The organism is Streptomyces corallincola, from assembly GCF_019104725.1.
Lineage (GTDB): Bacteria > Actinomycetota > Actinomycetes > Streptomycetales > Streptomycetaceae > Streptomyces > Streptomyces corallincola.
Window position 1 is genome coordinate 1 of sequence record NZ_JAHRXF010000044.1, and the last position, 23963, is coordinate 23963.

The 23963-nt window shown below is 72.7% G+C and carries 23 protein-coding genes; 8 read left to right on the plus strand and 15 right to left on the minus strand.

Features of this window, described 5'->3' with window-relative positions; all coding sequences use genetic code 11:
- The 3 genes from KUM39_RS22730 to KUM39_RS22740 all read right to left on the minus strand — a co-directional run.
- Positions 1 to 647: HoxN/HupN/NixA family nickel/cobalt transporter (locus KUM39_RS22730; RefSeq protein ID WP_372455799.1), on the minus strand; the 647-nt coding region annotated here is incomplete at its 3' end.
- Between the two features lie 140 nt (positions 648 to 787).
- On the minus strand, positions 788 to 3130 hold the full coding sequence (locus tag KUM39_RS22735; RefSeq protein WP_217787612.1) for a glycoside hydrolase family 65 protein: 2343 nt from the start codon (positions 3128 to 3130) through the stop codon (positions 788 to 790).
- The gene (locus tag KUM39_RS22740; RefSeq protein ID WP_217787613.1) at positions 3127 to 3867 is read right to left on the minus strand and encodes a beta-phosphoglucomutase family hydrolase; all 741 of its coding nucleotides are present in this window, start codon (positions 3865 to 3867) and stop codon (positions 3127 to 3129) included. The genes KUM39_RS22735 and KUM39_RS22740 overlap by 4 nt, the downstream gene beginning before the upstream one ends.
- A gap of 188 nt (positions 3868 to 4055) precedes the next feature.
- Here KUM39_RS22740 and KUM39_RS22745 point away from each other — a divergent pair, with 188 nt between their 5' ends.
- Together KUM39_RS22745 and KUM39_RS22750 are read left to right on the plus strand one after the other, a co-directional pair.
- Positions 4056 to 4718 (plus strand): nucleoside/nucleotide kinase family protein, encoded by a 663-nt coding sequence (locus KUM39_RS22745; protein ID WP_217787614.1) that lies wholly within the window; start codon positions 4056 to 4058, stop codon positions 4716 to 4718.
- A gap of 298 nt (positions 4719 to 5016) precedes the next feature.
- Entirely contained in the window at positions 5017 to 6552 is a 1536-nt protein-coding gene (locus tag KUM39_RS22750) for a phospholipid carrier-dependent glycosyltransferase (protein ID WP_246620590.1), read from the plus strand.
- Here KUM39_RS22750 and KUM39_RS22755 read toward each other — a convergent pair.
- Entirely contained in the window at positions 6533 to 6700 is a 168-nt protein-coding gene (locus tag KUM39_RS22755) for a hypothetical protein (protein WP_217787616.1), read from the minus strand. The two genes, KUM39_RS22750 and KUM39_RS22755, sit on opposite strands and share 20 nt — an antisense overlap.
- Before the next feature lie 61 nt (positions 6701 to 6761).
- Here KUM39_RS22755 and KUM39_RS22765 point away from each other — a divergent pair, with 61 nt between their 5' ends.
- A complete protein-coding gene (locus KUM39_RS22765) occupies positions 6762 to 9446 on the plus strand; it encodes a SpoIIE family protein phosphatase (protein ID WP_372455800.1) in 2685 nt (894 codons plus the stop codon).
- Between the two features lie 580 nt (positions 9447 to 10026).
- On the opposite strand, the gene KUM39_RS22770 is transcribed toward KUM39_RS22765, so the two are convergent.
- A complete protein-coding gene (locus tag KUM39_RS22770) occupies positions 10027 to 10878 on the minus strand; it encodes a hypothetical protein (RefSeq protein WP_217787617.1) in 852 nt (283 codons plus the stop codon).
- 239 nt (positions 10879 to 11117) lie between these two features.
- On the opposite strand from KUM39_RS22770, the gene KUM39_RS22775 reads away from it, so the two are divergent.
- Both KUM39_RS22775 and KUM39_RS22780 read left to right on the plus strand, forming a co-directional pair.
- Positions 11118 to 11924 carry a TetR family transcriptional regulator gene (locus KUM39_RS22775; RefSeq protein WP_217787618.1) on the plus strand — a complete coding sequence of 269 codons (807 nt, stop codon included), beginning with the start codon at positions 11118 to 11120 and terminating at the stop codon, positions 11922 to 11924.
- A 286-nt stretch (positions 11925 to 12210) separates the two neighbouring features.
- Positions 12211 to 12573 (plus strand): Zn-ribbon domain-containing OB-fold protein, encoded by a 363-nt coding sequence (locus KUM39_RS22780; protein WP_372455802.1) that lies wholly within the window; start codon positions 12211 to 12213, stop codon positions 12571 to 12573.
- A gap of 130 nt (positions 12574 to 12703) precedes the next feature.
- Here KUM39_RS22780 and KUM39_RS22785 read toward each other — a convergent pair whose 3' ends face one another.
- Positions 12704 to 13129: a PPOX class F420-dependent oxidoreductase gene (locus KUM39_RS22785; protein ID WP_217787654.1), complete on the minus strand. Its 426-nt coding sequence runs from the start codon at positions 13127 to 13129 to the stop codon at positions 12704 to 12706.
- Between the two features lie 234 nt (positions 13130 to 13363).
- On the opposite strand from KUM39_RS22785, the gene KUM39_RS22790 reads away from it, so the two are divergent.
- On the plus strand, positions 13364 to 14734 hold the full coding sequence (locus KUM39_RS22790) for a S1 family peptidase (RefSeq protein ID WP_217787619.1): 1371 nt from the start codon (positions 13364 to 13366) through the stop codon (positions 14732 to 14734).
- Between the two features lie 326 nt (positions 14735 to 15060).
- On the opposite strand, the gene KUM39_RS22795 is transcribed toward KUM39_RS22790, so the two are convergent.
- On the minus strand, positions 15061 to 15246 hold the full coding sequence (locus tag KUM39_RS22795) for a hypothetical protein (RefSeq protein WP_217787620.1): 186 nt from the start codon (positions 15244 to 15246) through the stop codon (positions 15061 to 15063).
- A 121-nt stretch (positions 15247 to 15367) separates the two neighbouring features.
- Positions 15368 to 16513, minus strand: a complete 1146-nt coding sequence (locus KUM39_RS22800) for an ROK family transcriptional regulator (RefSeq protein WP_217787621.1) — start codon at positions 16511 to 16513, stop codon at positions 15368 to 15370.
- 126 nt (positions 16514 to 16639) lie between these two features.
- Here KUM39_RS22800 and KUM39_RS22805 point away from each other — a divergent pair, with 126 nt between their 5' ends.
- A complete protein-coding gene (locus KUM39_RS22805; protein ID WP_217787622.1) occupies positions 16640 to 17842 on the plus strand; it encodes a Gfo/Idh/MocA family protein in 1203 nt (400 codons plus the stop codon).
- A gap of 67 nt (positions 17843 to 17909) precedes the next feature.
- Here KUM39_RS22805 and KUM39_RS22810 read toward each other — a convergent pair whose 3' ends face one another.
- From KUM39_RS22810 to KUM39_RS22835, 6 genes are all read right to left on the minus strand, one after another.
- On the minus strand, positions 17910 to 18605 hold the full coding sequence (locus tag KUM39_RS22810; RefSeq protein WP_217787623.1) for a L,D-transpeptidase family protein: 696 nt from the start codon (positions 18603 to 18605) through the stop codon (positions 17910 to 17912).
- Between the two features lie 173 nt (positions 18606 to 18778).
- Positions 18779 to 19576: an SDR family NAD(P)-dependent oxidoreductase gene (locus KUM39_RS22815; protein ID WP_217787624.1), complete on the minus strand. Its 798-nt coding sequence runs from the start codon at positions 19574 to 19576 to the stop codon at positions 18779 to 18781.
- Positions 19577 to 19674: 98 nt separating this feature from the next.
- Positions 19675 to 20043: a DUF4180 domain-containing protein gene (locus KUM39_RS22820; RefSeq protein WP_217787625.1), complete on the minus strand. Its 369-nt coding sequence runs from the start codon at positions 20041 to 20043 to the stop codon at positions 19675 to 19677.
- A gap of 105 nt (positions 20044 to 20148) precedes the next feature.
- Positions 20149 to 20778, minus strand: a complete 630-nt coding sequence (locus tag KUM39_RS22825) for an MBL fold metallo-hydrolase (protein WP_217787626.1) — start codon at positions 20776 to 20778, stop codon at positions 20149 to 20151.
- On the minus strand, positions 20778 to 21866 hold the full coding sequence (locus KUM39_RS22830) for an S-(hydroxymethyl)mycothiol dehydrogenase (protein ID WP_217787627.1): 1089 nt from the start codon (positions 21864 to 21866) through the stop codon (positions 20778 to 20780). Before KUM39_RS22830 ends, KUM39_RS22825 begins: the two co-directional genes overlap by 1 nt.
- Positions 21867 to 22038: 172 nt before the next feature.
- Positions 22039 to 22344, minus strand: a complete 306-nt coding sequence (locus KUM39_RS22835) for a hypothetical protein (protein WP_217787628.1) — start codon at positions 22342 to 22344, stop codon at positions 22039 to 22041.
- 175 nt (positions 22345 to 22519) lie between these two features.
- Between KUM39_RS22835 and KUM39_RS22840 the strand changes: the two genes are divergently transcribed.
- On the plus strand, positions 22520 to 22738 hold the full coding sequence (locus KUM39_RS22840; RefSeq protein ID WP_217787629.1) for a hypothetical protein: 219 nt from the start codon (positions 22520 to 22522) through the stop codon (positions 22736 to 22738).
- An 85-nt stretch (positions 22739 to 22823) separates the two neighbouring features.
- Here KUM39_RS22840 and KUM39_RS22845 read toward each other — a convergent pair whose 3' ends face one another.
- Entirely contained in the window at positions 22824 to 23846 is a 1023-nt protein-coding gene (locus tag KUM39_RS22845) for an alcohol dehydrogenase (RefSeq protein WP_217787630.1), read from the minus strand.
- Positions 23847 to 23963: the final 117 nt, after the last annotated feature.

Consider the following 23963-nt stretch of genomic DNA (forward strand, 5'->3'; position numbering starts at 1 on the left):
CCGGTGACCCGGCCGAGCAGCCGGTTCATGAAGCCCCGGCTGTTGAGCTGGGTCTCCAGCGCGGCCTCGTCGTAGTCGCCGGAGCGCATCCGCCGGAACACCTTCCAGATTCCGGCGAGGACGACGAGGTTGATCCCGGCGATGAGGTAGAGGAAGCCGCCGGAGACGGTCGTGCCGATGAGACCGGTGACCTGGTGGAGCCGGGAGTCGTCGTTCTCGACCGGTCCGGCGAGCGCCTTCATGCCGAGGGAGAGCAGCAGGGCGAGGCCGAAGACGATGCTGGAGTGGCCGAGGGAGAACCAGAAGCCGACCGAGAGCGGCCGCCTGCCCTGCCCCATCAGCTTGCGGGTGGTGTTGTCGATGGCCGCGATGTGGTCGGCGTCGAAGGCGTGCCGCATGCCGAGGGTGTACGCGGTCACACCGATGCCGATGCCGAAGGACTGGGCGCCCGCGCTGAGGTGCTGCGGGGCGACGATGCCGATGAGTGTGCCCCAGCCGATGACGTGCAGCGCGAGGACGAACGCCGCCATGCCGCCGACCCCGATCCACTCCTGCCGCGTCATGGAACCCCGGACGCGGTGCCAGGCCGAGCGCCGGGCGCCGGACTGTGCGGGGAGGGTCGGAGCGGAACCGGGGGCGGCCGTCATCGGGTGGTGGTCCTTCGGTGTGCGGTCGGTGGTGCGGTCGGCGCTGCACAGCGCAGCTTTGTGCCATCCTCCCGTACCTGCACATCATGTGCAGTAAAGCTGACGGCATCCCTTTCCCATGAGAAGGAAAAACTCCCCGCTCAACCCCCGTTCGGGAGCCGGTGCGTGGGCTGTTCCGGCACCGGGCGCCTCGGCGCGGGCACCACCGGCCGGGTGGCCGGATCGTCCAGACCGACCCGCAGTTCCTCGCCGTGGTGGTGGAGGGTGAGCGGCTCGCCCTCCACCAGCGTGTACGTCGCCTTGTCCGGGCCTATCTCCACGCGCAGGCAGGACTCCTGGAACCGGAAGCTGAACGCCAGCCTGCTCAGCCGCTCCGGCAGACGCGGGGCGAAGCGGGGTATGCCGCCGTGCCGACGCAGCCCGCCGAAGCCCGCGACGAGTGCCATCCAGGTCCCGGCGAGCGAGGCGATGTGCAGGCCGTCGCGGGTGTTGTGCTCCAGGTCGTTGAGGTCCATCAGCGCGGCCTCGGCCGTGTACGCGTGGGCGAGCCCGAGGTGCCCGGCCTGGGCGGCGACGACGGCCTGCACACAGGCGGACAGCGAGGAGTCGCGGACGGTCAGCGGTTCGTAGTAGGCGAAGTTCCGCGCCACCTGTTCGTCGTCGAAGTGCTCGCCGCAGGTGTACATGGCGAGGACGAGGTCGGCCTGTTTGACGACCTGTTTGCGGTAGAGGTCGAAGTAGGGGAAGTGCAGCAGCAGCGGGTACTGGTCGGCGCTCGTGCCGTCGAAGTCCCAGCGCTGGTAGCGGGTGAACCCGGCGTGCTGCTGGTGCACGCCGAGGTTGTCGTCGTAGGGGATGTGCACGGCGTCGGCCGCGTCCCGCCAGGCGGCGGCCTCCTCCGCGTCCACGCCGAGCCGCCTCCCCTCGGCCGGGTACCGCTCGACGGCGTCGGCGGCGGCCAGGAGGTTCTGCCGGGCCATCAGGTTGGTGTACGTGTTGTCGTCGGCGACCGCGCTGTACTCGTCGGGGCCGGTCACGCCGTCGATGTGGAAGACACCGTGGTGGTCGTGGTGGCCCAGCGAGCGCCACAGCCGGGCGGTCTCCACCAGGAGTTCCACGCCCGCCTCGCGCTCGAACTCCGTGTCGCCGGTGGCCTCGGTGTAGCGCAGTACGGCGTCCGCGATGCCCGCGTTGACGTGGAAGGCGGCGGTACCGGCCGGCCAGTACGCCGAGCCTTCCGAGCCCTCGATGGTGCGCCAGGGGAACGCGGCCCCGGCGAGGCCGAGTTGGGCGGCGCGGGCACGGGCCTCGTCCAGGGTGCTGTGCCGCCACCGCAGCGCCTCGGCGACGGCCTCGGGCGCGGTGTGGGTGAGCACGGGCAGCACGAACATCTCGGTGTCCCAGAACGCGTGCCCGTCGTAGCCGGAGCCGGTCAGGCCCTTGGCGGGGATGGCCCGCCGCTCGGCGCGCGCTCCCGCCTGGAGGACGTGGAACAGGGCGAACCGCACGGCCTGCTGGATCTCCTCGTCGCCGTCCACCTCGACGTCGGCACGCTTCCAGAAGTCGTCCAGGTAGGCGCGCTGGTCGTCCAGGAGGCCCTGCCAGCCGTCGTGTGCGGCGGCGGCGAGGGCCGCGTCCACCTGGTCGGCCATCGCGGGCAGCGACCGGGTGCCGGACCAGCCGTGCGCGACGAGCTTCTCCACCCGGAGGGTCTGGCCGGGTTCCAGGACGGACGTCACGGTCAGCCGGGCCACGTCGGTGTCGCTCTCGGCGCGCACCGAGGTGCGGTCCGGCCCGGAGACGGTGTGGTCGGCGCCGACCGCGACCCGCAGTCCGCTCCGCCTGGTGCGGTGCACCAGCCGCAGCCGGGTCCCACCCGCGAAGTGGTCCTCCTGCTCCAGCGGGGAGGTGACGGCCGCCGCCGCGCGGGGATCGCCGTCGCCGGAGGGCAGTTGCTCGTTGGCGACCAGTTCCGACTGGATCACCACCCGGCTCCGGCTGCCGACCGCCTCCACCTCGTAGGCGACGGCGGCGACCGCGCGCTGGGTCAGGGACACGAGCCGGGTGGAACGCACCCGCACCGTGGAACCGGCGGGTGAGGTCCACTCACAGGTCCGCTCCAGCACGCCCCGGCGCAGATCGAGGACGCGTTCGTGGGCGACCACCCGGCCGTAGCGCAGGTCGAACGGCTCGTCGTCCACGAGCAGCCGGAGCACCTTGCCGTTGGTGACGTTGATGACGGTCTGCCCGGACTCCGGATAGCCGTACCCGGCTTCGGCGTAGGGCAGCGGGTGGGTCTCGTGGACGCCGTTGAGATAGCTGCCGGGCAGGCCGTGCGGCTCGCCCTCGTCCAGGTTGCCGCGCCAGCCGACGTGCCCGTTGGACAGGGCGAACACCGACTCGCTCTGCGCCAGCACGTCGAGGTTGAGCGCGGTCTCGCGCACCGCCCACGGCTCGACCGTGTACGACCGGTGGGTGATCACTCGTCGCCTCCCAGCTCCGCGAGGTCCTTGACGACGACACTGGCGCCGTGCGCGTACAGCGCGTCGCTCTGTCCGGTGCGGTCGAGGCCCACCACATAGCCGAAACCGCCCGCGCGGCCCGCGTCCATCCCGGCGAGCGCGTCCTCGAACACGGCCGCCTGCCCGGGTTCCACGCCCAGGTCGCGGGCGGCGGCGAGGAAGGTGTCGGGGTGCGGCTTGCCGGGCAGTTTCCGCTCGGCCGCGACCACGCCGTCCACCCGGACGTCGAAGAAGTGCTCGGCGTCCACCGAACGCAGCACATCACGGCAGTTGGCGCTGGAGGAGACGACGGCCGTGGCGAGGCCGCGCGCCCGGACCTCCTCCAGATAGCGCAGGGTGCCGTCGTACGCCTCGACGCCCCCGGTGCGGATGCGTTCCAGCAGGAGTTCGTTCTTCCGGTTGCCGAGCCCGTTCACGGTCTCCGCGTCCGGTGGGTCGTCGGCGCCGCCCTCGGGCAGGTGGATGCCGCGCGACTCCAGGAAGGAGCGCACCCCGTCGGCGCGGGGTCGGCCGTCCACGTACTCGTCGTAGTCGGCGGTGCTGTCGAACGGGCGCGCGTCCGGACCCTCGTGCGCGCGGAGGAAGGCGTCGAACGTCTCCTTCCACGCGGCGGCGTGCACGACGGCCGTCTTGGTGACGACGCCGTCGAGGTCGAAGAGGCAGGCCCGGATGGTGTCGGGCAGACCGAGCTGAGTCATACGGGCACTCTTCCCCGCGAACGGCGGAACAGTGGGTGTCGCGGCCCACATGGGGGTCTTTTCGGGGTAACCCCCGATCCGGCCCCCGACCCCGACCCCGTGCCGACCCGGATAGCCGTCCCTGACCTCGCCCTGATCCTGGTCGCGGGCCCTCCCCCGGCCCCGTTCCCGGATGCCAGACTCGTGCCATGTCCGAGACGTACGCAGACCTCATCGACCGTGCCCGCGCACTCATGCTGCCCGGCAGGCGCGCCGTGCTGGGCATCGCGGGTGCGCCGGGCGCGGGAAAGACGACCCTCGCCGCCCATCTGGTGCGGACGCTCGACGCGGAGGGCCCGCCCCGGGTCGCCCACGTCCCGATGGACGGCTTCCACCTGGCCGACGCGGAACTGGACCGCCTGGGCCGCAGCGACCGCAAGGGCGCCCCCGACACCTTCGACGCGGGCGGCTACGCGGCCCTGCTCCACCGCCTGCGCGAGGAACGGGACACGACGGTGTACGCACCCGGTTTCGAACGCGACCTGGAACAACCAATCGCCGGGGCGATACCCGTGGAGCCCTCGGTGCGACTGGTCGTGACCGAGGGCAACTACCTGCTTCTCACCGAGGGTTCCTGGGCGCGGGTACGCCCCTGCCTCGACGAGGTCTGGTTCTGCGAGATCGACGAGGAGGACAGGCTCCACCGTCTGATCGCCCGCCACCGGCAGTTCGGCAAGTCCCCCGACGCCGCCGAGGAATGGGTACTGCGCTCCGACCAGCCCAACGCGGAACTCGTCGCCACGACCCGTGGACGAGCGGATCTGGTCGTGGGGGCGGGGGCGTTGCGGGGGGTGTGGGAGACGCGCGGATGAGTGGGCGGCGTGCCGTGCACGGTGGCGGATGAACCCTGGCGCCCCCTTGGCCGTACCGACGAACGGACGAGCGGTGCCGGATCGCCGCCGGGCCGGGTAAAGCGGTGGCACCTGGGTGAGGGCGGGGATGCGGGGTCGGATGCGGGTGAGTGCGGGGCGTGGGGTGGGCGGCCACGAGGTGGGGGGTGGGCTTGGGGCGGACGGCGGGCCCCGCTCGATTGCCGGCGGCGGGGTTCGGCTCCGGCGGGGATGGCGGGGGTGGGGGGTTGCCACGGTCGTTGTGGTGTTGCTCGGACAGATGGGTGCCGTGATGGTCTGGACGGCCGTGCGGCAGACGCCGACGATCGATGAGCCCGTGTATGTCGCCGCGGCTACCGACTATCTGCGTGAGCATCGGCTGCGTTACAACCCGGAGCATCCGCCGCTCGGCAAGTTGTTGATCGCGGTGGGAGTCGCGGTGGCCGATCCGCACTACGACTCGGCGTACAGGGGAACGCAGGGGGCGGTCGGGCGGCATCTGCTGTACGAGTCGGGCAATGATCCGTGGCGGCTGATGTTGTGGGCGCGGTTGCCGGTGATCGTGCTGACGCTGTTGTGCGGGCTGGTGGTGTTCGGGTTCGCGCGGGGTCTCGCCGGGACCGCGGGCGGACTGGTGGCACTGGGCCTGTACGCGTTCACACCGGACGTGATCACGCACGGTTCGCTGGCGACGCTGGACCTCCCCGCGACGGCGTTCACACTGGTGGCGGCCTGGTCCGCGTGGAAGGCGCGCGAGCGGCCCCGCCGCTGGCTTCCGGTGGCCGGGGTCGCGCTCGGAGCGGCGGTGGCGACGAAGATGAACGCGCTGGCCGCCGTACCGGTACTGATGCTGCTCGGCGGGCTGGCGGCCTGGCACGCGGGGCGTGGACGGCGGGTGCTGGGGGCGCTGGCGGGGGCGGCCGTGGTGGCGGGGGTGGCGATCGCCGTGGTGTGGGCGACGTATCTGGTCCTCGATCCCCGGCTGGGGTCCGCGCCCGCCGGTGCGCTGCCCGAGGCGGGCGAGCTACGAGGGCGGCTGGCGGACCTCCTGCCGCTACCGCCCGCCTTCCGGGACGGGATGCGGATGCAGTTCGGCCAGGAGGATCTGCCGTGGGAGGGCTTTCTCTTCGGCCGTCTGTACACGGGGGCGCGCTGGTACTACCTCCCGGCCGCGCTGCTGGTGAAGACCCCGCTGGGCCTGCTCGCCCTGGGCGGGGCGGGTGCGGTGGCGCTGCTCGCGGTGCGCCGACTGCGCCCAGCCGCGCCGTACGTGCTGCTGCCACCCGCCGTGCTGCTGGCGGCGGCGATGACCGGCTCCCGGGACTTCGGAACGCGGTACGCGCTGTTCGTGCCGGTGTTCCTGGCCGTCGCGGGCGGCTGCGTCCTGCGGTGGCCACGGCGCCGGGCGGTGCCGCCCGCCGTGCTGCTGGTGCTGTGGGTGGCGGTGAGTTCGCTGCGGACGTTCCCGTACTACCTGCCGTACGCAAACGAGGCGTACGGCGGTCCGGCGCGGACCCATCTGCTGCTGCACGACTCCAACGTGGACTGGGGCCAGGACCTGGGGCGACTGGCGGTCGTACTGCGCGAGCGGCACCGGGGCGAGCGGGTGTGGCTGGTCTACAAGGGCAGCGGCGTTCCCGCGTTCTACGGCATCCACGCGGCCGATCCGCGCCGGGTGCCGGAGGACCAGGTGCACGGGGTGCTGGTGGTCTCCGACTCCGCCGCCGCGAAGGCCCGGGGAAAGCTGGCCGGGCTCATCGCGTCCAGTCGGCCGGTGGGCGAGGTCGGACACTCGATCACGCTGTACCGGAGGTGAGGCACCGGACGCAGGAACCACGCGCGCTCAGCCCCGAACGCCCGAGCACGCCCCAGGGCACCGCATCGCGCCACAGCCACAGCCACAGCCACAGCCACAGCCACAGCCACAGCCACAGCCACCAGCGGATCTCTGCCCCCGACCTCACCGGCAGTCGTCCCCCGTTCGTGCGAATGAGCGAGTGCCCCCGTTTGTGCGATGCTCAACGCGTGACGAGTGAGTCCGTGCCGCCGGTGGACGCCGCTTCCGGCGCCGACGTCGCGGCGCTGGCCAAGGTGGTGGCGCGGCAGCGCGCGGAGCTGGAGCGGCTGCGGGACGCCACGGCGACCGCTGCCGTGCTGGAGCGTGCCAAGGGCGCGCTGATGGCGACGGCGGGCTGTACTCCGGACGCGGCCGAAGCCGAGCTGACCCGGCGCGCGGAGTCGGGCGGACGCTCACTGCTGGAGGAGTGCTGGTTGGCGCTGGGTGTGCTGGGACCGACCCCCACGCAGGTGACCGCTTCACAAGTGACCGCTTCGCAGGTGGCCGCTCCACAGGTGCCCACCTCACCGCTGGCCGCCTCCCAGAGCGCCCCCTCGCAGAAGACCGGCTCACAGACGGGCGTCCCACGAACCGGCGCCGCACAGGCAGACGCCGTGCGGAATCCCCCCGCGCAGACAGACCCCGCGCAGACGGACCCCGCCCGGACCACCCCCGACGCCCAGGCATCCACCCCGCAGGCGTCCCCCACCCGGACGGCCTCCCCCACGCGGTCCACCACCCCTGCCCCGCCCCCATCTCCGCCGCCACCCCCGCCCACCCACGCGGACGCTCCCCGGAAGCTCCCGGCCGGGCCGCTGCCCGGGCCGGACGCCGTGCGGGCCGGGGATCTGGCGGATGTGCTCGGGCAGCTCGGCCGGGACCTCGTACGGGTACGGTCGGCCGGTGAGCTGGCCGGATGTCTGCTGACGCATCTGGCGCCGGAGACGGGTGCGGACACCGTGATGCTGTACGAGCGGCTGTCGGAGGGCGGGGCGGAGCTGCTGGGATACGCCGGGGTGGAGGCGACGGTCGCCGCGCAGTGGCAGCGGATGCCGCCGCTGAGCGGGGTCGCGCCGCTGGACGTGCTGCGTACCGGTGAGCCGCGCTGGCTGGAGGATCGAGACCAGGACCGCGAGCGCTGTCCGCTCATCGGGGACCCGCCGGAGCGGTGGGGCTCCCGTGCCTGGCTGCCGGTACCGGTGGACGGGCCCGCGCCGGTCGCGCTCGGGGTGCTGCGCCACAGGAACGGGGTGTTCACGGCGCGCGAGCGGGAGCTGCTGCGGGCGGTGGCCCGGTTGTGCGCGGGACGGCTGCGGGCGTTCGACCTGCCCGTGCAGCGCGTGGGCGAGGAGGAGCCGGGGACCGTGCAGGCGGTGCTGGACGCGCTGCCCGGCGCGGCGATCCTGCTGACCCCGCTGCGCGGCCCGTCCGGCGCGGTGGAGGACTACCGGATCACCGCCGCGTCCCCCGGTGCGGTGGACGTGTTCGGGCGCACCGGGCGGGAGATGGTGGGCGCGCACATCCTGGAGAGCTACCCGTCCGTGGCGGGCGAGCCGCTGTGGGACGGCTATCTGCGTGCCCTCACCCGCAAAGTGCCGTTCGAGAGCGAGCCGTTCGCCTATCAGGACGAGGTCGGCGGTGTGCCGCTGTTCGCCACGTACTCGGTGCGGGCCGCGCCGCTCGCGGACGGGCTGCTCGTCACCTGGTCGCGGCACGAACCGGAGGAGGTCCAGGAACAGCGCCTGGCGGACGTGCAGCGGCTCGGGAACCTCGGCTGGGCCACCTGGAATCTTGTCACCGGGGAGATCGCCTGGTCCCCGCAGGCGTACGGCATTCTGGGCCTCGATCCGGCGCGCGGGCCCCTCCCGCTGGAGCGGCTGCCGGACCTCGCGGTGGAGCGGGACGCGGGTGCGCTGGGGCAGGCGATCGGCGAACTCGTGCACCGGGCAAGGCCGTTCGACGCGCCGTTCCGGATCGAGGCGCCGGAGGGGGTGCGGCATCTGCGGATCGTGGCGGAGGCGGTGACCGAGCCGGACGGCACGCCCGCCGATGTGCACGGCTTCGTGCAGGACCTGACCGCGCAGCGCAGTGCCGAACTCGCCCTGGTGGAGAGCGAACGCGCGATGCTGCTCCAGCGCGGCATACTGCACGCGGAACGGGCGCTCGCGGCCCGGCTCCAGGACGCGCTGCTGCCGTTGCCGAGCAAGCCGGTGACGCTGGCGGGGCTGCGGGTCGAAGTCGCCTATCTGCCCGCCCAGTCGGGCATCCACGTGGGCGGCGACTGGTTCAGCACCGTCCAACTGCCCGACGAGGCCGCGCTGTTCGTGGTCGGTGATGTGGCGGGGCACGGTATCGGGGCGGTGGCGACGATGGCCCAACTCCGTTTCACCACCAAGGGGATGGTGAGTACGGGGTCGTCGCTGACCGGTGCGCTCGCCCGGCTGAACACCCTGCTGCTGCACTCACCGGACGGGCGATCGACGGCGACGATGGTCCTTGCCCGCTACGAGCCCGCGACCGGGGTGCTGTCCTGGGCGCAGGCCGGGCATCCGCCGCCCCTGCTGCTGCGCGGGGAGCGGGTGCACTATCTCGGCCGCCCGCACGGCATGCTGCTCGGCGCCACGGCGGACCCGGTCTACGAGTCGGCGCGCGTTCGCCTGGAGTCGGGCGACCGGCTGCTGCTGTTCACGGACGGCCTGATGGAACGGCCGCGCGAGGGCATCGACGCGGGTTTCTCCCGGCTCGCGGAGGCGGTGCGTGCCCAAGGCCGCGTGGGCGAGGCGCTGTTGGAGTCCCTGCTCGCCACGATGCTGGCCGACGAACGGCGCGACGACGTGTGCGTGGTGGACATCCGGATGCCCGAGACACCCTGACGCCCCGCACTCCCGGACCGTGTCCGGCCGCTCACGGCGGTGTCCGGCCACCCGTGTCGGCACCCGAACACCGCCCCTCCCCCGCTCAGTCGTCGCCCCGGTGCCGCCAATACCAGAACAGTCCGGCGACCAGGACCAGCAGGAAGAGGACGGGCACTAGCAGGCCCGGAATGCGGGAGCCGCTCATCGGCGTGGCCTTCGATCGTGGTGCGCGGTGCGTGATGCTCGGGGGTGTCCGGCCGAGCCCCGGCCGGACACCCTCATGGTGGGGCGTGCGGTCGATGCCGAGGGATGTTCCCCGGAGTGTCGCCGGGTGTTCGAGGCCGATTTCAGCCCACCGGATGACCCGCCCGGTTCTCAGAGTGCCCCGTCGCCGCACCCCGAATCACCAAGCGCGCCCTCACCGCGCCACCACACCCCGAATCACCACACGCCCCCTCACCGCGCCACCACTCCGAATCACCACACGCCCCCACACCGCGCCACCACACCCCGGCTTCACCGACCGCCCCCGATCCGCCGCGCCGCGCCAGCGCACCCCGGCTCGCCGATCACCCCCGAACGACACCGCGCGCATCCCTCAACTGGGCAGCGCACACCGCGTGTCGGCGCTGACGAACCGGTTCAGCGAGGTCGTCAGCGCGCCGACGAACGCCTCCCGGTCGTCCTCGGGCAGCGCGTCGAGGGAGAGGAAGGGATTGTGGTCCTCCAGTTCGACCAGGAGGAGTTCGCCGTCCGGGGCGCGGCAGGCGTCCACGCGCTGGATGCCGTGGCCGAGGCCGTTCCAGTCCACGAAACGGCGTGCGAACTCCAGGTCGGCGGCGGTGGCCGCGTACGGCCTGAGTTCCCAACGGTTGCGCGGGTCGGGGGCGTTGAGGGCGTACTGGAAATCGTCGTCCACGAAGTAGAAGGAGACCTCGTAGGCGAAGTCGATGAAGGGCTGGATCAGCACGTCGTCGCCCGCGTAGGCGGCGAGCCGGGCGGCGGGGGCGATGCGCAGGCCGAGGGAGTCGGCGCCGAGACGGGGTTTGACGACGTACCGGGCGGCGGCGGGCAGCAGATGCGCGTCCTCGACCCGGTCCACGGTCGGGATGACCGGCCATCCGGCGGCGGTCAGATCGAGCAGGTACTGCTTCCCGGCCTGGTCGGCCTTGCCGCCGAGCGGGTTGTAGACGGGGGTGCCGGAGGCGAGGGCGCGGGCGCGGAACGCATCGAACTCGCTCTGGTGGCCGAGCAGCGGCCCGCTGTTGCGGACGACGACCGCGTCGAAACCGTCCATCAGCGCCGCCACGTCCTTGGGGTGACACAGCGCCAGGTCGAAATGGGCGCGGAGCCGGGCGGTGAGGTAGATGTCCTCGTCGCAGTAGCGGCGCCCTTTCGCCGGGTACGCCAGGTCGGTGACGTAGAGGAGGCGGGGGCGTTCGGCGGACATGGAGGCTCCTCGTGCTGCGTGACGGCCTTGCGTGGCCGGGAGGGGTGCGTGCGTGGCCGGTGCGGGCACGGTCAGGGGGCTGACCGGACGGACGGCAGAAAGGTTACGGCGCGGTGTCCCGGCCCCCGCGTCCGGTACCGCCCTGAACGATCAAGGTGCCCGCGCAACCCGCCCCTGAGAGCACTGAGTTCCCCGTGTCCTGCACGGAGTGCCATACATGAGGTGCTACGTTCCCGTTCATGAGCCACAGCAGCACCGCGCCGGACGCCAAACCGCCGATGCGGGACGCCCTGGTCGCGGCGGCCTTCCAGCTCTTCCTGGAGCGCGGGTACGAGCAGACCACGGTGGACGACGTCGTCGCGCTGGCCGGGGTCGGCAGGCGCTCGTTCTTCCGGTACTTCCCGTCCAAGGAGGACGTGGTCTTCCCCGACCACGAACGCTGCCTGGCCGACATGACGACCTACCTCGACACCGGCTCGGCGGACGACGAACCGGTGCGCCGCGTCTGCGACGCCGCCCGGCTGGTGCTGCGGATGTACGCGGAGAACCCGGCGTTCTCCGTGCAGCGCTACCGCCTCACCAGACGCGTACCCGGCCTGCGCGCCTACGAGTTGTCGGTCGTCTGGCGCTACGAGCGTGCCCTCGCCCGGTATCTGCGCGACCGGCTGGCCGACCACCCCGACGGGGCGCTGCGCGCCGATGTGATCGCGGCGGCCGTCGTCGCCGCGCACAACAACGCCCTGCGTTCCTGGCTGCGTTCGGACGGCCGGGACGACGCGGAGGCGTCCGTGGACCACGCCTTGGCCCAGGTCCGGGCGGCGTTCGGCACCGACGCGGCCGCGCCCGCCACGGCCTCCCTACCTTTCGCGCCACCTTCCTCGCCCTCCGCGCATCCAGCGCCCTCCGCCGCCCGGAAGGCGGGAACGGCACCGTCCACGCGGGTCGCGCGTCCCTCTCCGGACGAGGTGGTCGTCGTGGTCGCCCGCCGTGACGCGCCGCTCTGGCAGGTCGTCAGGGAGTTCGAGACGGCGGCGGGACGCGCCTGAGCCCTCCCCCGTGGGGCGTGCCCGCTCCCTCTCCATATTCAGGGTACGCAGTGCCTTTACGAGTGACACTGAGTGCCATAGTCTGACGGCGGTGCACGGTGGCACGGCGACCGGGGCACCCGCGTGCCCGCTCCGCGCACGCGGCAGGGGCGGAATACGGGCCGAGCGCAGGGAGATGACCAGCGTGTACCACCACTCAGCAACGGTCTCGCAGTTGGCGGGCGGGTCCACGGCGGGCCTCCTCGACCCGGCGCGCACGGAGCCCGCACGCAGGGACCCCGCACGCATGGACACCCCGCGCGCGACACCCCCCAGGGACACCCTCACCTTCCAGCGCTGCACATGGTGCGGCACGGCCACCTACCACCGGCTGCTCTGTCCCGTCTGCCAGGGCAGCGAACTGCGCACCGAGCACAGTGAGGGCGTCGGAACGATCCGGCACGCCACGATCGTGCACCGCAACACGCCCGGCGCCCGCAACGTCTCAATGGTGGAGCTGACCGAGGGCTTCGTCGTACGGGGCCGGGTCATGGGTCCGCTGATCGGCATCCACAGCGGGGACCGGGTCCGGCTCTCGACCGCCAAGGACCCGGTGCGCGGTGAGCCCGTCTTCCAACTGGTGGACGAGCCGTGCCGGGCCTGGACCTGACGGAACGTCAGCCGGGTGACGGAGGCGTTCCCAGGGCTCGACCGAACTACAACTCAGTTTCCGCACAAGCCCGTTGGAGCAGTTCCGCTCGCTCAGGCCCCCTCCGCGTACCCGTTCCGCACCAGCCCGTTCAGGGCTTCAGCGCGATCCTGATCCCGACCCTCCTGTCGGCCCCGCGCCGCAGCGTGCCGAACAGCAGGGTGAGGCGGCCGACGATGCCGTACTTCCGGGCGATGAGGGTGCGGTAGCGGGCGGTGGTGGCCGCGTCCGTGATCTCGGCCGTGGCCGGGACCTGTTCGCCGGTGGGGTTGCCGCGCAGGTCGCACGGGCCGACCAGCACCTCGGCGTTCCGCCTGATCCGCTTGACCTTCCCGCTGTCGGCGGCCGTCCACACGCCCAGCGCGTCCCCGTCCGCGACCACCCACACCGGCGTGGCCACCAGGGTGCCGTCCTTGCGGTAAGTGCTCACCAGCAGGTACTTCCCCGTGCCGAGCCGCGCGAGCAGCCCGCTCCGGTCACTCGCACCACTTTCGCCCGCCGCGCCGTTGGCGCCCATGTGCTCCATACTCCGCAGCCTAGAAGCCCCACCCGCCCGGCACACATCGGAGCGGACAGAAGCACCGACCAACAGCACCACCCGGCAGCACCAGCACCAGCACCAGCAGGAGATCGCCGCCCCGTGTGAACGCCCCGGCACCCCGCACCGTACTCAGGTCCGGGCGTGCCCGAGGGCCGGTGCGCCCGGCGGTCCCGTCCGGGCCGTCCGCGCGCACGGTTTCGGGAGCCACGTATGAGGCACGCACGACGACGCATCGTCCGGCGAGTGACACGGGTGGTGGCCGTCGGCGGACTCCTGGTGGGCTGCGGAATGGTGGCGCAGGCCGCCCTGGCCGACACCGCTCCCCCCGCGTCGGGCACCCTCTCCACGGCCTCCCCCGCCCCGGACACCGGCACGGCACTGACGGCTCGCCTCGGTACGGCGCGTACGGCGGGGAGCTGGATCGGCGCCGACGGACGCCCCGTCGTCGCGGTCACCGACGAGGACACGGCCCGCGCCGTACGGAGCGCGGGCGCCGAGGCCAAGGTGGTCCCGCACAGCATGGACGAGCTCAAGTCGGCGGTGTCCGGCCTGCGTTCGGCGCCGCGCGTGGCGGGCACCGCGTGGGCGCTGGACTACCGCACCAACCGGGTGGTGGTCCGGGCCGACAGCACCGTGTCGGCGGCCGGTTGGGCGAAGATGAGCCAACTGGCCACGAAACTGGGGGACTTCGTCCGCATGGAGCGTGCGGCGGGCAGGTTCACCACGCGGTTGAACGGCGCGCGACCGATCCTGTCGAGCGGCGGGCGGTGCTCGGCGGGGTTCAACGTGACCGATGGGCGCAGTGACTTCATCCTGACCGCCGGACACTGCGGGCCGACCGGGTCGGTGTGGTTCGGCGAGGACCAGAGCGGTCCGCCGCTGGGCCGCACGGTCGGCAGCACCTTCCCGAACGCGGACTTCTCCCTCGTCCGGTACGACACGGGCAGGGCCGGGCCCGGCGCCGACGTGGTCGCGGTGGGCGACGGCAAGGGCGTACGCATCACCGGCGCAGCCGACCCGGTGGTGGGACAGCGGGTGTTCCGCAGCGGCAGCACCAGCGGCCTGCACGACGGCGCGGTGACCGCGCTGAACGCGACGGTGAACTACCCGGAGGGCTCGGTGAGCGGGCTGGTCGAGACGGACGTGTGCGCCGAACCCGGCGACAGCGGCGGCCCCCTGTTCGCGGACGGGGTCGCGCTGGGCGTCACCTCGGGCGGCAGCGGCGACTGCGCCACCGGCGGGACGACGTTCTTCCAGCCGGTGACCCGCGCGCTGACGGCGCTGAACGTCCGGCTCATCACCTCGGCCGGCGTGAGCGGCAGCGCCGCCCGGAAGGCGCCGGCGGCCGGGGCGACCGGAGGCGCGGTCGCGCGGGGCGCGGCGAAGCCCGGCGTCTCGGCGTCCCCGGCGGGCGGCACGCCCGCGCGGTCACTCGTGGCGCGGATCACGGACCCCCGGAACGTCGGGCCCGGTCTACTGGTGGTCGCGGGCAGCGCGATCGCGCTCGCCGCCACCCGCTACATCCGCTCGGAGCAGGACCGCCGGGCCTACCGGCGGCACTACTCGGCGAACTGGGGCTGATCACACAACACTCGGGCGTACGTCCGGGCCGGGGAGACATGGGTCACCGGCGCACCGGAATCAGACTCCCCGGATTCAGCCGGACCGCGATCAGCCGGACTGCAGCCAGACGAAGCGCAGTCAGACGGACCGCGACCGGACGGTCTCCGGCCGACCCGACCGCAGACGCCGGAGACGCCGGAGACGGGCGGCACGGGGAGGGCGGCGGGCACCGGAGGCACGGGAGGGCAGAAAAAGGGCACCCGCGCCTTCGCGGGTGCCGGGACGGGCGGTTGCGCCGGGGCGGACGAACGTGCCCGGGCGGACGGTTCTGCGGGGTCGCGGCGTCAGGCCGCGTCGGAGGGCTGAGGCGTCGCCGCGGCCCACTCCATCACGAGGCGCTGGTACTCCGCGCGCTGCTCGGTGGTCAGAATGCCGCCCGACCGGCGCCACAGCGCACGGATCTCCTCGTTGACCTCCGCGGCCGATCGCTCGGAGGCGGTTTCAACAGTGGTGGACATGCTGTGAAGCATATGCCGATCGAAGTGAAGGCGCCGTGACCAAGCACCTCCCATGCGGACAAATCGGACCGTGTCCCTCATCACGTCCCGTGATCGCCCCGTGTACGCCAAGGGATCGCGCGGGGGCGGGAGTTCACGTTCCGGCGCCGCCCAGCACCAGCACCTGGATCGCCAGTACCGCAGCCCCGCGCGCCCAGTCGTGGAAGTCCGAGACCCTGCTCTCCAGTTCAACCGGAACCGCCGCCGGATGCCGGTTGGCGGCGATGGTCTCGCGCACCGTGTTTCCCGCCACATCCATCAGTCCGACGCCCTCTCCGGCGAGCAGGATCTTCTGCGGGAGTGCGAAGTTGGCGATCTGCGCGAGCAGCAGGCCGAGCGCGCGGGCGGCCTCGGTGACCACCCGGCCGGGCAGTGGCTCCCCCGCCGCCGCGCCGGCGAGGATCTCCTCGTAGGAGGTGTCCCGGCCGGTGGCGGCCCGGATCTGGTAGCGGATGCTGGGGATGGTGAGCAGGGACACGGCGCTGCCGCGACGGCCGTCCGGGGTGAGCGGCCCCGCGGGGTCCAGGACGAGGTCGGCGCCGAAGCCGAGCGGCTCCACGGCGGGCACCCGGCGCCCGCCCGCGACCAGGCCGTAACCGATCCCCGCGCCGATGGTCAGCACGGCGAAGCGGTCCAGGCCGCGTCCGGCGCCGAACCAGCTCTCCGCCTCCACCAGCGCGGCCACGTCGTTCTCCACCACCACCGGCAGCCCGGCGCGCGCCCGGACCAGCTCGGCCAGCGGTACCTCCCGCCAGCCGAGGTAGGGCGAGTCGGCGACCACGGCACGGTCGCGCACCAGGCCGCCCACGCCGATGCCGAGGCCCGCGGGTGCGGGGTGTCCGGCGCTCAGTTCGGCGGCCGTCCCGGCGATCAGGTCGGCCACGGCGGCCGGGGCGCGGCCGGACAGCGGGCGGTCCAGGGCGGCGACCACGTCACCGCGCAGCGTGGTCACCACGCCGTGCAGCGCGTTCTCGGTGATCTTGAAGCCGAGGAAGGAGCGGGACCCGGTGACGACGTCGAGCGGCTGGGAGGGCCGCCCCTGGCGGGCGGCGGCGGGGGCACCGGCCTCCGGGACCTCGACCAGCAGCCCGGACCCGATGAGCGGCTTCGTCAGCCGGGTCAGGCTGCCCTGCGAGAGCCCGAGCCGCCGGGCCACCTCGGTGCGGGACAGCGGCCCGTGCACCAGCACCTCGATCGCCACGGCCCGCTCCCCCGCGCTCAGCGGCAGCCAACTGGTCATGACGGACGCCTCCGGTTCCTTTTGCCACGGAAACAACACCGGCCAGCGTAACGCCCCGCATCCCTCTCCGTGCGCCCCCGTGTGCGCCTCTTGACGGGAGAATTCTTCTGCGGGGAAAGTATTCCCATGACCTTCTCCCTCGGGATCGTCGGCGCCGGTCAGTTCTCCGGACAGTTCGCCGCCCTCTTCCACGCCCATCCCGGTGTCCGCGACGTCTACGTCACGGACCTGCTGCCCGAGCGGGCGGAACAGCTCGCCGCCACCCAGGGGCTCGCGGGCACCTTCCCGTCCTACGAAGCCATGCTGGAGTCGCCGGAGATCGACGCGGTCGCGGTCTTCACCCAGCGCTGGACGCACGGGCCGCTGGTGCTGGCCGGTCTGGAGGCGGGCAAGCACGTGTACTCGGCGGTGCCGATGGCGATCACCGTCGAGGAGATCTCCGCGATCATCGACGCGGTCCGGGCCACCGGGCTGACGTACATGATGGGCGAGACCAGCCACTACAACCCGGCCACCGTGCACGCCCGCCAGCAGATCGCCGCGGGCGCGTTCGGACGCCTCTTCTACGCCGAGGGCGACTACGTCCACGACATGGACCTCGGTTTCTACGACGCGTACCGCTACAGCGGCGGCCCGGACTGGAAGGCGACCGCCAGCTATCCCCCGCTGCTGTACCCGACGCACTCGGTGGGCGGGGTGCTGGGCGCCTGGCGGACGCACGCGGTCAGCGTGTCGGCGCTCGGTGTACGGGACGAGCGGGGCGACGGCGTCTTCGACCGGTCGGTGAGCCGGTTCGACAACGACGTGTCCAACGCGACCGCGCTGTTCGAGGTGGCGGGCGGGGGCTCGTTCCGCACCAACGAGTTCCGGCGGGTCGGCTATCCCTCGCACATCCGTGAGTCCCGGTTCCGGTTCTTCGGGACGGAGGGGAGCATGGAGCAGCTCGCCACCGTGGCGCTGTGGCAGGACAAGAAGGGTGTCGAGGACATCAGCGACCTGCTGGAGCCCAGGCGGAGCCTGGCACCGGACGATCCCGCGCTCGCGCACGTGGCGCCGGAGCTGCGGGCCGCGTTCACCTCCGGGTCGGCGCCGGTGCACGACCGGGGGCGGCTGCCCAGGGAGTTCGCCCAGCTGCCCAACGGGCACGAGGGCAGCCATCACTTCCTCGCGGACGACTTCGTACGCGCCGTGAACACCCGGACGATGCCCCCGGTGAACGCGTGGACGGCCGCGCGCTACACCCTGCCGGGCATCGTCGCGCACGACTCGGCGCGACAGGACGGTGCGCGGCTGCCGATCCCGGACTTCGGGGACGCGCCGCAGGACTGACCCATGTACGCCGCCGGGCGCCTCCCTCGTCAGAGGGGGCGCCCGGTGGCGTTGCGTGGCGGTCCGGTCAGGTGCCGGGCTTGCGGCCGTAGACGAAGACGTCGTCACCGGTCCTCAGCAGCGACCAGTACGTCTTGGCGTCGGTGGTGGTCATGTTGACGCAGCCGTGCGAGCCGGGCGGGTTCCACATGCTCACGCCCACCGAGTGGAACGCCTGGCCGCCGTCGAAGAACTGGCTGTAGGGCATCTTCACGTTGTAGAGCGAGGAGACGTGGTCGATGTGCCGCCAGTAGATCTTCTTCAGACCGGTGCGGGTCTCGAAGCCGTCGCGGCCGGTGCGCACCGGGACGGGGCCGTAGACGAGCCTCTTGCCGTCCTGTATCCAGCTGAGCTGGAGCGTGAGGTTGACGCAGGCGATCCGGCCCTTGTTGACCGGGCACGCGCCGTTCTTGTTCGGGGTCTTCCCGACGGCTCGCTGCTTGGTGATGAGGTCCATGACGCCCCAGGTCACGGGCCCGGCGTAGCCGATGTTCGGCGTGATGCCGTTGCGGGTCTGGAACGCCTGGATCGCCTTGCAGTCGGCGCTGGACTGCTTGCCGTCCACCGGGCGGCCGAGGAACTTCTCGGCCTGCTTCTGGTAGGGCCCCGCCTGCGTGCTGCAACTCGCCGCCTGGGCCGGTGCGGCCGTGGCGGCCAGCGTGAGCGGCGCCGCCAGCGCGGTGAGGCCCAGCGCGACGGCACTGCGTCTGCGTATGTCCCCCATCGTCCTCTTCCCCTCGTGTGCGCCGGCTGCTCGCCGGACGGTCCTCCGCGCGGTTGCCGCGGCCTCGGACCAGTAGACCCGCCGGGGTCCCGGACGGTTGCGGCGGGGGGCCAAGCTGACCGAAAAATCCCGTTTTATGCCCGGAGTTCGCCCCTGTGGGGAGCGGGGCCCGCTCAGGACGCGCCCGCGCCGTCGATCGCCGTACGGAACCCGGTGTTGACGGCCGTCAGACCGCCGTCCACCACGAGTGTGGTGCCGGTGATCCAGGCCGCGTCCCCGGAGGCGAGGAACGCGACGGCCGCCGCGACGTCCTCGGGCTCCCCGATCCGGCCGAGCGGATACAGCGGCCGGACCGCCGCCAGCTCGACGTCCCGCCCCTCCCACGCCGAGGTGCGTACGGTGCCGGGCGCCACGACGTTGACCCGTACGCCTCGCCGCGCCGCGTGCCCGGCGAGGGTACGGGCCAGGGAGGCGAGCCCGGCCTTGGCCGCGCTGTAGGCGTGGTTGCCGAAGTCCTGGATGCCGTTGACCGACCCGATGGCGACGATGGCACCGCGCCCGGAGGCGGCGAGGTGCGGCAGCGCGGCACGGCAGCACCGGTAGGTGCCGGTGAGGGTGATGTCGAGGTCCAGCGCCCAGCTCTCGTCGGCGTCGTCCTCGAACCGGGCCGCGTCCCGCGTGCAGTGGGCGGCGCAGGTCACGAGCACGTCGAGTGAGCCGAAGAGGTCCACGGCGTGCGCGACGGCCGCGCGCACGGCGTCCGCGTCGGCCACGTCGCACCCCAACGCCTCGGCGGCGAAGCCCTGTTCACGCAGTCCGGCGGCGGTCCGCTCCGCTTCCTCGGCGTCCTGGTCGGTGAGCAGCACCCGGCCGCCCTCCTCCGCGACACGCCGCGCGACGGCGGCCCCGATGCCGCGCGCGGCGCCCGTGACGAGAACTCCGTGGCCGGTGAAGCGCTTGAGATCGGTCATGGGCCGAACCGTAGAGGTCCGGCGGGCGCGGCAACAGGGTACGACGCCGGGCCGGACGTTCCCGGGCCGCCGGGGTCGGGTCGTGGCCCGCGCGGGTGTCAGGGGCGCAGCCGGTCCGACAGCTCCGACTCCGTTGCCACGAACCAGAGTTGGCGCCCCCGGTTCGACTCGCGGACGAAGTCGCGCAGCGCGTCGCTCGCCGCGACCCGCGCGGAGATGTCACCGACGACGGCGAGCCGCAGCCTGTAGTTGACGAACTTCTGCACCACGGCCCCCGCGACACCGGAGCGGAGCCGGAAGAAGCTGTCGGGGACGCGCTCAACGGGGACGACGACGATTTCCGCGCCGTGTCCGAACGCGTCCCCGACGAGATCGAGCGCGGCGCGCTCACCGTCCAGCGGCGGGCCCTCGGGGGCGCAGCGCAGGACGGGGACGGAGTGCAGGATCACAGGTGTGTCGGTGGACATGTCCGTGACTTTAGGGGGCGGGGACGGTCCCGGCACCCCAATTGAGGAGCGTGCACGGAGTGGGGCGGAACTGCCCTTCCCCACGTCCGTGTTCAGGCCCCGGTCTCAGTGCCCCCGCTTGATCCACTCGTCCAGATGCGGGGCCTCGGCGCCGATGGTGGTGGGGTCGCCGTGGCCGGTGAGGACCTCGGTGTCCGGGGGGAGGTCGAGGAGGCGGTCCCGGATGGAGTCGATGATGGCCGGGAAGCTGGAGTACGAGCGCCCGGTGGCGCCGGGACCGCCCTGGAACAGGGTGTCGCCGGTGAACAGCGTGCCGAGCGCGGGTTCGTACAGGCAGACCGCGCCGGGCGCGTGGCCGGGGGTGTGCAGCACGGTCAGGTCGGCACCGGCCGCCTCGATGACCTGGCCGTCCACCAGTTCACGGTCGGGTTCGCGGTCGGGGTGGGTCATCCGCCACAGCGGCAGGTCGTCGGGGTGCAGCCAGATGACGGCGCCCGTCAGGTCCGCGAGCGCGGGGGCCGCGTCGATGTGGTCGTTGTGGGCGTGGGTGCAGATGATCGCGGTCAGCCTGCGGTCGCCGACCGCGCGGGCGATGGCCTCGGCGTCGTGGGCGGCGTCGATGACGACGGCCTCCTCGTCGTTCCCGACGATCCACACGTTGTTGTCCACGTCCCAGGTGCCGCCGTCGAGGCTGAACTGCCCCGAGGTGACGAGGCGTTCGATGCGCGCGGTCATCAGAACTCCACCACCGAGCGGAGCACGTCGCCCTCGTGCATGCGGTCGAACGCCTGCTCCACCTGGTCGAGCCGGATCGTCTCGGTGACGAACTGGTCGAGCGGCAGGCGGCCCTGGAGGTGGAGGTCGATCAGCATCGGGAAGTCGCGGGAGGGCAGACAGTCGCCGTACCAGCTCGACTTGAGGGAGCCGCCGCGTCCGAAGACGTCCAGCAGCGGGAGTTCGAGCTTCATCTCGGGGGTGGGGACACCGACGAGGACGACGGTACCGGCGAGATCGCGGGCGTAGAAGGCCTGTTGGTAGGTCTCGGGGCGGCCGACGGCATCGATGACGACGTCGGCGCCGAAGCCGCCGGTGAGTTCGCGGATGGCCTCGACGGCGTCGCTCTGCCGGGAGTTGACCGTGTGGGTGGCGCCGAGCGCGCGGGCCTTCTCCAGTTTGCGGTCGTCGATGTCCACGGCGATGATCCGCGCGGCACCCGCCAGGTGGGCGCCCGCGACGGCCGCGTCCCCGACACCGCCGCAGCCGATGACGGCCACGGTGTCGCCCCGGCCGACGTTGCCGGTGTTGATGGCGGCGCCGATACCGGCCATCACCCCGCAGCCGAGGAGTCCGGCGACGGCCGGGGAGACCGCCGGGTCCACCTTGGTGCACTGTCCGGCGGCGACGAGGGTCTTCTCCGCGAAGGCGCCGATGCCGAGCGCCGGGGAGAGTTCCTGGCCGGTCGAGGCGAGGGTCATCCTCTGCTTGGCGTTGTGGGTGTTGAAGCAGTACCACGGGCGACCGCGCAGACAGGCCCGGCAAGTGCCGCACACCGCACGCCAGTTGAGGACGACGAAGTCACCGGGGGCCACGTCGGTGACATCGTCGCCCACCGACTCCACGACACCCGCGGCCTCGTGGCCGAGCAGGAAGGGGAAGTCGTCGGAGATGCCGCCCTGCTTGTAGTGCAGGTCGGTGTGGCAGACGCCGCACGCCTGGATGCGTACGACCGCCTCGCCGGGGCCGGGATCGGGGACCACGATGGTCTCGATCCGCACCGGCTCGTCCTTCCCCGGTGCGATCACGCCGCGTACTTCCTGCGCCATGCCCTGGCCCCTTTTCCTTCGTCGTTCCTACGGTGCCGACCCTACGTCGAACGGGCGGGCCCGGCATCGGCGCACGGCGTGTCCCCCGATCTTTCCCGGCCGGGTGCCGCGCGGTGCCCGGACAGCGCTGAGGGCCGCTCCCTCGCGGGAACGGCCCTGGCGTACGGCGGGTTCAGGCCTCGACGGCCGGGAGCAGACCGGTGACGGGGGCGACGAGGTCGGTGACCTGGTGCAGTTCGTTCAGCTTGTCCAGCTCGCCGAGCTGGTTCAGGCCGCGCATCTGCTCCGCCATGTGCGGGACGCTGCCCTGCTGGTCCGCCGGGAGGCCGCTGGTGACGACCGAGTCGAGCATGGTCATCGGGTTGATCTGCCCGTTGTCCGGGGTGCTCGCGTCGGCCGCGCTCGCGAGCGGCGCGGCGAAGGCCGTGACGCCGACGGCGAGACCGACGGCGGCGACGATACGTCGTGTTGAGATCATGTTTCCAGCAACGGCCGCGGCCCCCGCGGGGACACGGGCACCCGGCGCCGCTCACTCGTGAGGCGGATTCCGCCGTCCGCGTTTGCCGTCGCCGCCCGCTCGGGGGAGTCTCGGAGGAACGGGGTCCGCCGTTCCCGCCCCCGGCGGGCGCCGGGCGCCCCGGGAGAGGGCGGGCATGATGCGGATGGGCGGCAGGTTCGCGCGCGTACAGGTCAGTTCACGGCTGACGTGGTCCTTCTCGGCGCGTGCGGCGCTCGGCCGGACCCGCCGTCCGGCGCACCCGGCGGGTACGGGGCTGCGGTCGTCGGCGCTGCTGCTCGGATCGCTGCTGCGCGCGGCCCGCGCCCGGCGCACCGCGCTGCCGCCGACAAGGCGGCGGGGACGGCGCGGCTGAACTCCGTTCCCTGCGGGGGCCGGAGCGGCGCGACCGGCGGAGGACGGCCGTCAACTGCCGTACTCCGCCGGTAGGTTGGCCGGGGTCATGTGTTGGTGATCACCATGCGGAACCGGGCGCGTCCGTCCATCATCTTCCGGTATGCCGCGTCCACGTCGTCCAGCGGCACGGTCTCCGTCATCGGCTTGATGCCGTGCAGCGCGCTGAACTCCAGGGTGTCCTGCACGTCCTGGGCGGTACCGGACGGGTGGCCGCGCACGATGAGCCCCTTCATGAGGAGCTGGACGGGCGAGAGGCCGAGCGGTTCGGCGTCGGCGCCGATGACGACGAGTTCGCCCCGGTGGCCGAGACCGCCCGCGGTGGCCGCGATGGCGGCGGAGTTGCCCGCCGTGGCGAGCACGACACGGGCACCGCCGAGCGACTGGAGGGCCTCGCCGACATCGGTGGCGGTGCTGTCCACGTAGTGGTGGGCGCCGAGCCGCTTGGCGAACTCCTCCTTCTCCGCGCCGCGTGCGACGGCCACCGTCTCGTAGCCCATCGCTGCCGCGTACTGCACGCCGAGGTGGCCGAGACCGCCGAGGCCGAGCACGGCCACGAGGTCGCCGGGCCGCGCGGAGCTGCGCCGCAGCCCGTTGTACGTGGTGACGCCCGCGCAGGCCATCGGGCCCGCGTCGCTCGCGGACAGACCGTCCGGGATACGGGCCAGGGCGTCCATCGGCGCGACGACCTTCTCGCCGAAGCCGCCGTCGTAGGTCCAGCCGGGGGTCCGGAGGTTCGGACAGACGATGAAGTCGCCCTCGCGGCAGGCCCGGCAGTGGCCGCAACTCCCGCCGAACCAGCCGACGGTGACCCGGTCACCGATCTGCCAGCCGTACTCGCGGGCGCCCTCGCCCAGGGCCTCGACGTGTCCGGCGATCTCGTGCCCCGGGACCTCGGGGAAGGTGATGCCGGGCAGGCCGCCGCCCACGAACATGGAGTCGCTGTGGCAGATCCCGCACGCCTCGACGGCGATCCGGACATGTCCGGGGCCGGGCTCGGGAGTCTCCCGCTCGACGATCTCGAAGGTGCCGTTGGGTGCGGTGACCTGCGCTGCTCGGTAGGTGCTCATGTATCGCTCCGACGGGTCGCGCGGAAGGAAACGGGGGCGGCGGGCCCCCGGTCCAGCAGACCAGCTCCGGTCCGATCGCGCGCGTCGAGCCGACCGGGCCCCGGCCCCCGCGCCTCC

What these genes read in the sequence shown, in the direction of transcription:
- KUM39_RS22740 (WP_217787613.1), bottom strand. Translation starts at nt 3,867, where the DNA reads ATGACTCAGCTCGGTCTGCCCGACACCATCCGGGCCTGCCTCTTCGAC.
- KUM39_RS22745 (WP_217787614.1), top strand. Translation starts at nt 4,056, where the DNA reads ATGTCCGAGACGTACGCAGACCTCATCGACCGTGCCCGCGCACTCATG.
- KUM39_RS22750 (WP_246620590.1), top strand. Translation starts at nt 5,017, where the DNA reads ATGGGTGCCGTGATGGTCTGGACGGCCGTGCGGCAGACGCCGACGATC.
- KUM39_RS22770 (WP_217787617.1), bottom strand. Translation starts at nt 10,878, where the DNA reads ATGTCCGCCGAACGCCCCCGCCTCCTCTACGTCACCGACCTGGCGTAC.
- KUM39_RS22775 (WP_217787618.1), top strand. Translation starts at nt 11,118, where the DNA reads ATGAGCCACAGCAGCACCGCGCCGGACGCCAAACCGCCGATGCGGGAC.
- KUM39_RS22780 (WP_372455802.1), top strand. Translation starts at nt 12,211, where the DNA reads ATGGACACCCCGCGCGCGACACCCCCCAGGGACACCCTCACCTTCCAG.
- KUM39_RS22785 (WP_217787654.1), bottom strand. Translation starts at nt 13,129, where the DNA reads ATGGGCGCCAACGGCGCGGCGGGCGAAAGTGGTGCGAGTGACCGGAGC.
- KUM39_RS22790 (WP_217787619.1), top strand. Translation starts at nt 13,364, where the DNA reads ATGAGGCACGCACGACGACGCATCGTCCGGCGAGTGACACGGGTGGTG.
- KUM39_RS22795 (WP_217787620.1), bottom strand. Translation starts at nt 15,246, where the DNA reads ATGCTTCACAGCATGTCCACCACTGTTGAAACCGCCTCCGAGCGATCG.
- KUM39_RS22800 (WP_217787621.1), bottom strand. Translation starts at nt 16,513, where the DNA reads ATGACCAGTTGGCTGCCGCTGAGCGCGGGGGAGCGGGCCGTGGCGATC.
- KUM39_RS22805 (WP_217787622.1), top strand. Translation starts at nt 16,640, where the DNA reads ATGACCTTCTCCCTCGGGATCGTCGGCGCCGGTCAGTTCTCCGGACAG.
- KUM39_RS22810 (WP_217787623.1), bottom strand. Translation starts at nt 18,605, where the DNA reads ATGGGGGACATACGCAGACGCAGTGCCGTCGCGCTGGGCCTCACCGCG.
- KUM39_RS22815 (WP_217787624.1), bottom strand. Translation starts at nt 19,576, where the DNA reads ATGACCGATCTCAAGCGCTTCACCGGCCACGGAGTTCTCGTCACGGGC.
- KUM39_RS22820 (WP_217787625.1), bottom strand. Translation starts at nt 20,043, where the DNA reads ATGTCCACCGACACACCTGTGATCCTGCACTCCGTCCCCGTCCTGCGC.
- KUM39_RS22825 (WP_217787626.1), bottom strand. Translation starts at nt 20,778, where the DNA reads ATGACCGCGCGCATCGAACGCCTCGTCACCTCGGGGCAGTTCAGCCTC.
- KUM39_RS22830 (WP_217787627.1), bottom strand. Translation starts at nt 21,866, where the DNA reads ATGGCGCAGGAAGTACGCGGCGTGATCGCACCGGGGAAGGACGAGCCG.
- KUM39_RS22835 (WP_217787628.1), bottom strand. Translation starts at nt 22,344, where the DNA reads ATGATCTCAACACGACGTATCGTCGCCGCCGTCGGTCTCGCCGTCGGC.
- KUM39_RS22840 (WP_217787629.1), top strand. Translation starts at nt 22,520, where the DNA reads ATGATGCGGATGGGCGGCAGGTTCGCGCGCGTACAGGTCAGTTCACGG.
- KUM39_RS22845 (WP_217787630.1), bottom strand. Translation starts at nt 23,846, where the DNA reads ATGAGCACCTACCGAGCAGCGCAGGTCACCGCACCCAACGGCACCTTC.